We start from the raw sequence: 8198 nt of genomic DNA on the forward strand, positions 1-8198 counted from the left end.
TGATATCGTTACATTCATTATGATTCAGGCTCTAAGGTCTATTTCAAAAAATCGCATTTCTGAAAATACTTTGGCACAAATTGGCAAGATGTTGCTCTGTCCTTGCAGTAAGAAGTCCAGATCGTTAGCGAACCAAGCTGTGCGGATGGGGATCTCTTATTCGCTTTTACAGGATCACGCGACACATCAGCATGCTCGTCGTCATGATGTGCGTTGACAGAAAGGCCGGCTATGCGGATGAAAACCGATTTTCGACCGGAGCTCATGCATGCTGACATGATTTATGTGCGCGGCGGTACTTTTCGGATGGGGTCAGATCATCATTATCCCGAAGAAATGCCAACTCATCTTGTAAGTGTCGAAAGCTTCTTCCTTGATAAGACCCCTGTTACCAACGCTCAGTTTTCTGAGTTTGTAGCTGCGACTGGATATCGAACCTTTGCCGAGTTCGCACCTGATCCTCGAGATTACCCTGGCATATTAACGGAAATGCTATATGCGGGTTCACTGGTCTTCCAGGAACCAGTTGAGGCGGTTGACCTAAGCGATTGGTCGCAATGGTGGACATTTCTAAAAGACGCGAATTGGCGCCAGCCTTATGGTCCACACAGCAGCATCGCAGGACTGGATGACCATCCAGTGGTCCATGTCTGCTCTCATGATGCGATGGCCTATGCCCGGTGGAAGGGCAAGGACCTCCCAACAGAGGCCGAGTGGGAATTTGCGGCCAGAGGTGGTCTTGAACAGGCAGAATTTGCCTGGGGATCGGATCTCACTCCCAATGGTCAACATATGGCCAATACCTGGCAAGGACAGTTCCCCACGGTTAATCTTAATCTCGACGGATATTCCCGCACGTCCCCCGTCACTGCTTTTCCACCCAACGGTTATGGTCTTTACGACATGATCGGTAACATCTGGGAGTGGACATCGGATTGGTTCACTCCAAAACACGAAGCGGATGCGACGAAAGCTTGTTGCATACCCCAAAACCCTCGCGGAGGGCACGAATCCAACAGCTATGATCCGTGTCTCCCACACATAAAAATACCGCGGAAAGTACTAAAAGGTGGGTCGCATCTGTGCGCGCCCAACTACTGCCGCCGCTATCGACCTGCCGCCAGACATGCCGAAGCCATTGATACGTCAACAAGCCATGTCGGGTTCAGATGTGTTGTTCGAAACGGAGAAGTAAATGAAAAAGGCTCTTAGATACCGATTTAGAGTTCGCTGGTTAAGCATGAGCACGGCGTTGCTATTGTTGGGATCACCAGTTGCAGCCCAGGAAACGCTCCCGTTTCCGCCAAAGCCTTCGGGAAGCAAAGCCGGACCAACGATAGCTGAGTCAACCTACAGTCCTTTACCAGCAAAGTCACATCTGCCCGCTAACGCACCAAACATTGTGATCATCATGCTCGACGACGTTGGTCCAGCACTTCCGAGCACTTTCGGCGGAGTAATCGATACAAAAACTTTAAGCCGCGTGGCCGGAGACGGCATTACTTATAATCGGTTCCACAATGCCGCAATGTGCTCACCCACTCGAGCTGCGTTGTTAACGGGCCGCAATCATCATCGCGTCGGCTATGGCCAGATCGCAGAACTCGCAAACGACTGGGATGGTTATTCCGGCCGCATCCCACGTACGTCTGCGACAGCTGCAAAAGTGCTTGGCTATTATGGTTACGCAACAAGCGCCTTCGGTAAATGGCACAATACGCCTGCTAATGAGACTACGGCCGTCGGCCCTTATACGAACTGGCCGGCCGGGGCGGGGGTTGGCTTTGACTATTTCTACGGCTTTCTTGCAGGCGAATCCTCTCAATGGGAGCCTGCAGTCGTTGAAAACACAGTCCGGCTCAATCCGTCCGAAGGGAAGACAGAATATCATTTTACCGAAGATATGACTGATAAAGCTGTCACCTGGATGAAGCAGGTCCATGCACTCACACCAGACCGGCCCTTCTTTATGTATTGGACGCCGGGGGCTTCGCACGGCCCGCATCACATTTTCAAAGAATGGGCAGACAAATATAAGGGCAAATTTGATGCAGGCTGGGACGTTATGCGTGAGGATGTGTTTAACCGACAGAAAGAACTCGGCTGGATTCCAAAAGATACTGAACTTACGCCACGACCAGATTCCCTCGCCGCCTGGGCGGATATTCCAGAAGATGAAAAGCCATTCCAGCGTCGGCTGATGGAAGTATTTGCCGGATACACCGAACACGCAGACGCGCAGGCCGGACGGTTACTTGATACTCTCGATGAACTTGGCATTCGCGACAATACACTCGTGTTCTACGTCTGGGGTGACAACGGCTCAAGTGCGGAAGGACAAAATGGCACTATCAGCGAGCTATTGGCTCAGAATGGTATTCCGTCCGAGATCAAGGATCATATTCGCACTATGAATGAGCTCGGTGGTCTGGATGTGCTTGGATCTCCAAAAGTCGACAATATGTATCATGCCGGGTGGGGATGGGCGGGTTCTACCCCATACAAATCAACAAAGCTGATTGCTGCACATTTTGGCGGCACACGTACCCCGCTTGCGGTATCATGGCCAAGCCGGATCAAGGCCGACCACACACCGCGTCCGCAATTTCATCATGTGAACGATATTGTACCGACTATTTATGAGATTCTGGATATCCAGCCGCCGAAACTCGTCGACGGTGTCAGCCAAGACCCGATAGATGGAACGAGTATGACTTATTCTTTTGGGTCATCCACAGAGCCGGATCGCAAGAAGGAGCAGTACTTCGAAGTCATGGGTAGCCGCGCCTTTTACAAGGAGGGTTGGATCGCTTCAGCATTCGGGCCCCGAGTGCCCTGGCAAACGGGCGTTGACCCTTCGATCATGCAGTGGTCGCCGAAAGCTGATGTTTGGGAGCTCTATGATCTCAACAAGGATTTCTCGCAGGCGAAGGATATCGCGGTCGCAAATCCGGGTAAGCTTAACGAACTGAAGGTAGATTTCGAGGAAAGCGCGGAAGACAATAAGGTATATCCGGTCGGTGGCGGCTTGTGGTCAGCAATCTTCCATCCGGAAGATGCGCCGTCCAATCCCGCCAGGTCGTTCAGCTACACGCAAGAGGTTGTTGGTGTTCCAGAGTTTACCGCACCAAAGCTTGGATCACGAAGCAACCTCGTGACAATCGACGCGGATCTGCAAGTGGGATCAAAGGGGGTTCTCTACGCACTTGGCGCAGTTTCAGGAGGTGTAGCTCTTTGGGTTGAGGACGGGAAGCTCTATTACGAGTACAATCTGTTTGAAATCGAAAGAACACAGTTGGAAACATCAACCCCGCTTCCGACAGGAAAAGTAAAAATTGAAGTCGAAACACGCAAGGTAGATGGCATAAGGCCCGCTCCGCTTGATGTCGTCATTCGTGTTAATGGCACCGAGGTCAGCAAGGGACGAGTTCCGCGCGCAGCCTCGCTCACGTTTACCGCTAATGACGCCTTTGACGTTGGCCGCGATAGCTATTCGCCAGTCTCTCTTAACTATTTCGACCGCAAGCCCTTTGCATTCAATGGCACAATCCGGCACCTGAAGGTCGATTATCTGGACTAAGACGCGAACAGCAGGAGCTGGCGAGCGGCGGTAAAAATGGTCGCCGCTCCCGGTCAATAGCATTATTGGTCTATCGACGGGTTACCCGAGCGCCCTATCCAATCAATAGGTATCCATCCTACCAAGTCTGCCTAGAAGGAGAATTGTTGCACAGATCGTCGATGAAATGATCGAGTGCGCTTTTCATCGCAGGATGCATTTGGGGTAGTGTGCATCTGAAACGCGACAAGGGGCCGCCTCTGATGTGTCCCTCCGTCGGAGACAACTTTTTAAGCTAACCATCGAGGCGTGAATGTATCATTCTCATATGACAGACGTTGAAGCATTATTATTAGGCATAGCACTAATAGTCGTGATCGCGCTTATGGTTCTCGGCTGCATATCTAAAGGAAGTCTCTGACCAACTTTGGTACATGAATATCGTCGAGAGCTTTCACTAGATGCTGCGACGCAAGTCTGAAGAATGTCTGTGGGACATGATGTGGCGGAGCTTATCATTCATATTGCCCTACCTGCGGTTCCGTCTGATTGATGCGAGAGGACAATCAGCGTTCAATGATTGTTTGCATGGTGGTTGAGAGAAATATAATATTCAGGCCGTGCCAGCCTACATGTCAGAGTCAAAATCAGACACTGACCTCATATCATCACCTCATTCTCGATGTTGCAAATGGCCAGGCGAGGTTTATTCATTTTAGAATGCCAAATTAGGTCGTGCACTCATAAATAGTCTAGCTATTTGAATGGATTAGTGATTCAAATGCTTCGTAACAGGACGTATTTGATGTCGCGTCGCCGTTATGAGCTTACCGAAGGGGAATGGTCGATTATTGCGCCGCTGTTGCCGTGCAAACCTCGCGGCGTGCCCCGCGTTGACGATCGCATGGTGCTCAACGATATTCTGTGGCGGTTTTGCACCGGATCATCATGGTCTGAAATCCCTGAGCGCTATGGTGTTGCAACGACCGGCTACAAAAGGTTCGTTCGTTGGCGACGTGCTGATGTCTGGGATCAACTGCTAGAGGCCGTCTCTCAAGCCTATGACGGTGATATCGATGATCGACAGCACCTGTGTTCGTGTTCACCGGCGCGGAGCAACAGGAAAAAAGGGGATGCCGACGATGGTTGCATGGTATGTTCCCGGGGCGGCCTCACAAGCAAAATCCACGCAATTGTTGATACAGAAGGCCGCCCGATCAATCTTTGCCTGACGGATGGTCAGGTTGCTGACTACTCGCAGGCTGAAGGTTTAGCGGCGCATGTTAACGAAGGCGGCACGCTGCTTGCGCACAAAGCTTACGATACCGATGCGATCCGGAAGACAGCAGCGGAACGGAAAAACTGGGCTAATATTCCTCCCAAATCCAACCGTAAGGACGTCTTCGCGTTCTCGTCATGGGTATATCGGAAGAGAAGTCTGGCCGAGCGCTTCTTTAACTGCATCAAGCAATATCGCGGCATTGCAACACGTTACGACAAGAACCCGGACAATTTTCTGGCAGCTATCAAACTCATCGCTATCCGTGTCTGGTGCGTCAGTTTATGAGTCTACGTAGAATAATTGCCGTTTCTCAGCAAGAAACAGGTTATGCAAAGACTTTCAACCACGCAGCCCTGCGACGACGCGAACGCTAAGCTGGTCGAGGGCGTCGCTCATGGCTTTGACCTGAGCGCGCGTAGATCCATCCAGTGGCCATACTGTAATATTGGCATGCATGGCTCCACTTGCCCCTTTCCTTCGATAGTGCACCTGCCACTGCGCTATCAGCACCACTGCGCCTGTAGCATCAGCATCGAACCGGGTGACCGAAAGCTCCAGTGTGCCGGCCTCCTTACCGGTTACGTTTTGGCTGGTTGTGACCAAGGAACCTTCGGGCAGACGCTGTCGCAAATTTTCAGCAAGCACACGCTGCACCATACTACTTAGTGGTTCGCCCCAGCGTTCCAATTCGGAAACACCAAGTTGTACGTCATCGGAACGGCGGACGAGTTGCGGCCGGTCAAGGTACTTGGCAATATCGACGGTTTCAATCGAAAGCGAAATGGGTCTGCCCTGGGCGTGCTGCCCCTTCTGGACGGCTAGCATGTAGACCTTGGCGTTGGGCGAGGCACAGGCAGCAAGCAGAATCATAACAAGAAAGCCTGCGCTGCGGCCAAGAAGGCTTAAAGAGAACAATGACATCAGTTATTTCCTGTCGTCTTGCCCCGAATGAGGGCCTCAGGGTGTTGCTGGAGATAGTCGGCAATCACACGAAATGAACGCATCGTGTCGTTAATTTGCGATATCAGGCGTGTCATATCGCGCTTGAAACTTGATGACTTGCCATAGCCCTGCTCAAAGGAGTTAAGGCTCGTATTCATACGTATCATCGCTTGCTGCGCGCGTTCGAGAGTGGGAGCCACCTTTTCTAGTGCAGGTCCAAGGCCAAGCTTGGCTTGTTGGATCAATTCGCTAGCTGACCCAAGGGCCTCGGTCAGCGAATTCAAGGAGTCTTTAATCTCCGGCCTCTCGGCCACATCCTGAACCGACTTCAAAGTGTCTGTGGCTTGGCTGACCAACTGATCCAAAGGCATTTTAGATATGCGGTCGAGAATGCCGTTGACCGAGCGCAGCGTGGAATCGAACTGGCTCGGGTCGGTTGGAATAACCGGATAAGTATCACCCGTGCCAAGTTCATCCTGGTGTGCTTTAGAATCCATTTCCAAGGCAACAACGGCCTGTCCGGTGAGATAGTTGCTAGTCCTGAGTTGGGCACGCAGTCCCTTGGCAACGGCAGACTTTATGAGCTCTTCCGGATCAATGGAATCGTCTGCGCCGACAATCTCGGCGCGTTGAGGCTCAATTTCGATCAGCACCGGCGCACGCAGAGTGTTGCGGGCAAGATCATATTGCAGTTTAACATCTATAACTTGTCCAATCTTTAGGCCGTGCCACTCCACATTGGAACCGGGAGCAAGACTGTCAATCGGCGTTTAAACGGAACCCCTTATCGGCGTCCAAAAAGTACCCCTCCTTTAGGTTGCAACGTTTAGCGTGCGCGGGCCCGGAACTTTCAATTTAGTGCAGGGTTTGCGCGCGCGGATCACTAGCGTTCTTCGGCTTTAGCTTTGAGAGCGGTTTTTGAAGCGCCACGATTCATTTCCCGTTTCAACGATCTCGCAATGATGGGTAAGCCGGTCGAGCAGAGCGGCGGTCATTTTTGCGTCGCCGAAGACAGTCGGCCATTCGCCGAACGTCAGGTTTGTGGTGACGATGATTGAAGTTCGCTCGTAGAGCCTGCTGATGAGGTGGAACAGCAACTGTCCGCCCGCTTGGGCGAACGGAAGATAGCCAAGCTCGTCCATAATGACGAAATCGAGCCTGGAGATAAAGTCGGCAAGACGCCCCTGCTTACCATTACGCGCTTCCGTTTCAAGACGATTGACGAGATCGACGACGTTGTAGAAGCGCCCGCGCGCGCCGTTGCGGATCAAGGCACGGGCAAGTGCGATGGACAAATGGGATTTTCCAGTGCCAGTTCCTCCAACGAGAACGACATTGTGCTGCTCGGCAAGGAAAGCTCCGCTCGCGAGCTGGCGCACCAGTCCTTCATTGACCGGCGTGTCGGTAAAGTCGAAGTCGTCGATGTCCTTGGCCAGCGGCAGCTTTGCGACGGTGATCTGGTATTTAATCGAGCGCGCCTGTTTCTCGGCGATCTCCGACTGCAACAGGTCGCCGACAATGCGCGGTGGTTCGTGCTGGCGTTTGATGCCAGAGGCCATGATCTCGTCATAGGCGCTGCGCATGCCGTAAAGCTTCAGCGTGCTCATCATGTCGAAGATTTGAGATCGTTCCATATCAGCTTGCCCTCCTGAGGCTGTCATAACGTGCGCAGTCTGCCACAGGCTCATGGGTCAGGCGCAGCGCATCGGGGATGGAAAGAATGGCGGCGGGCTGTGGATCACGCTTGCGAGCCAGAATGTTGATAATCACAGCGGCGGAGAATACGCCTTGATCAAGCGCCTCCTGGCAGGCCGCTTCGACTGCAGGAAGGCCGTCGATACCGACACATTCTAGGATCGACACCATCTGCCGGTCCCCATCATGCATGGCCTTGAGCTTTCGCCGAACATGCTCCATGGAGGCTGGCAGGACCCAATCAAGGAATGGTGCACCGTTCCTCAGTGCTCCCGGCTTGCGCGTCAGGACCGGAACATAATGCCATGGATTATAAATCGTCTCGCCACGGCCAAAGCAGCGTTCATGCTGGCCGATCTCGACACCATTTTGCCGTATGACGATGCGGTCGGCATAAGCATGTATCTCGGCCGGGCGGCCAACGGCAGTCGATAGCACCGAATATTTGTTGTTATCAAAACGCACGAGGCAGGTTTTGCCGATCGAGGCCTGTATCGTGTGGAAGCCATCGAATTTGCCCGGATAGCCGACCAGATGGGCCTTCTCCTCTTCGAACACCTCCCAGATTGTGCGCTCCGTCTGATCGACATGCTTATGAGCGCGGGCGTAGCTAATGCATTTATCCAGCAGCCAGCCGTTCAACTCATCGTAAGATTTGAAGCGCAGCCGCGGCGTGAAGAAGCGTTCCCGGACCAGATTAACCTGGTTCTCGACCTGACC

At 52.6% G+C, this 8198-nt stretch carries 7 protein-coding genes and 1 pseudogene; 4 read left to right on the top strand and 4 right to left on the bottom strand.

Annotated features, from left to right (window positions below; genetic code table 11):
- The 4 genes from CEV31_RS21255 to CEV31_RS19295 all read left to right on the top strand — a co-directional run.
- Positions 1-217: hypothetical protein (locus CEV31_RS21255; protein WP_210190962.1), on the top strand; the 217-nt coding region annotated here is incomplete at its 5' end.
- 20 nt (positions 218-237) lie between these two features.
- Positions 238-1212, top strand: coding sequence for a formylglycine-generating enzyme family protein (locus tag CEV31_RS19285; protein WP_235818184.1), 975 nt, complete (start codon positions 238-240; stop codon positions 1210-1212).
- The gene (locus CEV31_RS19290; protein ID WP_169717409.1) at positions 1196-3580 is read left to right on the top strand and encodes an arylsulfatase; all 2385 of its coding nucleotides are present in this window, start codon (positions 1196-1198) and stop codon (positions 3578-3580) included. Before CEV31_RS19285 ends, CEV31_RS19290 begins: the two co-directional genes overlap by 17 nt.
- Before the next feature lie 784 nt (positions 3581-4364).
- Positions 4365-5126 (top strand): IS5 family transposase, encoded by a 762-nt coding sequence (locus tag CEV31_RS19295; RefSeq protein WP_235818185.1) that lies wholly within the window; start codon positions 4365-4367, stop codon positions 5124-5126.
- A 54-nt stretch (positions 5127-5180) separates the two neighbouring features.
- Here CEV31_RS19295 and CEV31_RS19300 read toward each other — a convergent pair whose 3' ends face one another.
- From CEV31_RS19300 to CEV31_RS19315, 4 genes and pseudogenes are all read right to left on the bottom strand, one after another.
- Positions 5181-5762, bottom strand: a complete 582-nt coding sequence (locus CEV31_RS19300) for a PqiC family protein (RefSeq protein ID WP_094509640.1) — start codon at positions 5760-5762, stop codon at positions 5181-5183.
- Positions 5762-6547 carry an MlaD family protein gene (locus CEV31_RS19305; protein WP_094509643.1) on the bottom strand — a complete coding sequence of 262 codons (786 nt, stop codon included), beginning with the start codon at positions 6545-6547 and terminating at the stop codon, positions 5762-5764. Before CEV31_RS19305 ends, CEV31_RS19300 begins: the two co-directional genes overlap by 1 nt.
- Positions 6548-6682: 135 nt before the next feature.
- A complete protein-coding gene (gene istB, locus CEV31_RS19310) occupies positions 6683-7417 on the bottom strand; it encodes an IS21-like element helper ATPase IstB (protein WP_094509645.1) in 735 nt (244 codons plus the stop codon).
- Positions 7350-8198, bottom strand: a pseudogene (locus CEV31_RS19315) (Mu transposase domain-containing protein); the annotation flags it as partial. The gene istB and the pseudogene CEV31_RS19315, both read right to left, overlap by 68 nt.

This window comes from Brucella thiophenivorans, from assembly GCF_002252445.1.
In the GTDB taxonomy this organism is placed as follows: domain Bacteria; phylum Pseudomonadota; class Alphaproteobacteria; order Rhizobiales; family Rhizobiaceae; genus Brucella; species Brucella thiophenivorans.

Coding starts and splice junctions, on each gene's coding strand:
- CEV31_RS19285 (WP_235818184.1), top strand. CDS start 238: ATGAAAACCGATTTTCGACCGGAGCTCATGCATGCTGACATGATTTAT.
- CEV31_RS19290 (WP_169717409.1), top strand. CDS start 1,196: ATGAAAAAGGCTCTTAGATACCGATTTAGAGTTCGCTGGTTAAGCATG.
- CEV31_RS19295 (WP_235818185.1), top strand. CDS start 4,365: ATGTCGCGTCGCCGTTATGAGCTTACCGAAGGGGAATGGTCGATTATT.
- CEV31_RS19300 (WP_094509640.1), bottom strand. CDS start 5,762: ATGTCATTGTTCTCTTTAAGCCTTCTTGGCCGCAGCGCAGGCTTTCTT.
- istB (WP_094509645.1), bottom strand. CDS start 7,417: ATGGAACGATCTCAAATCTTCGACATGATGAGCACGCTGAAGCTTTAC.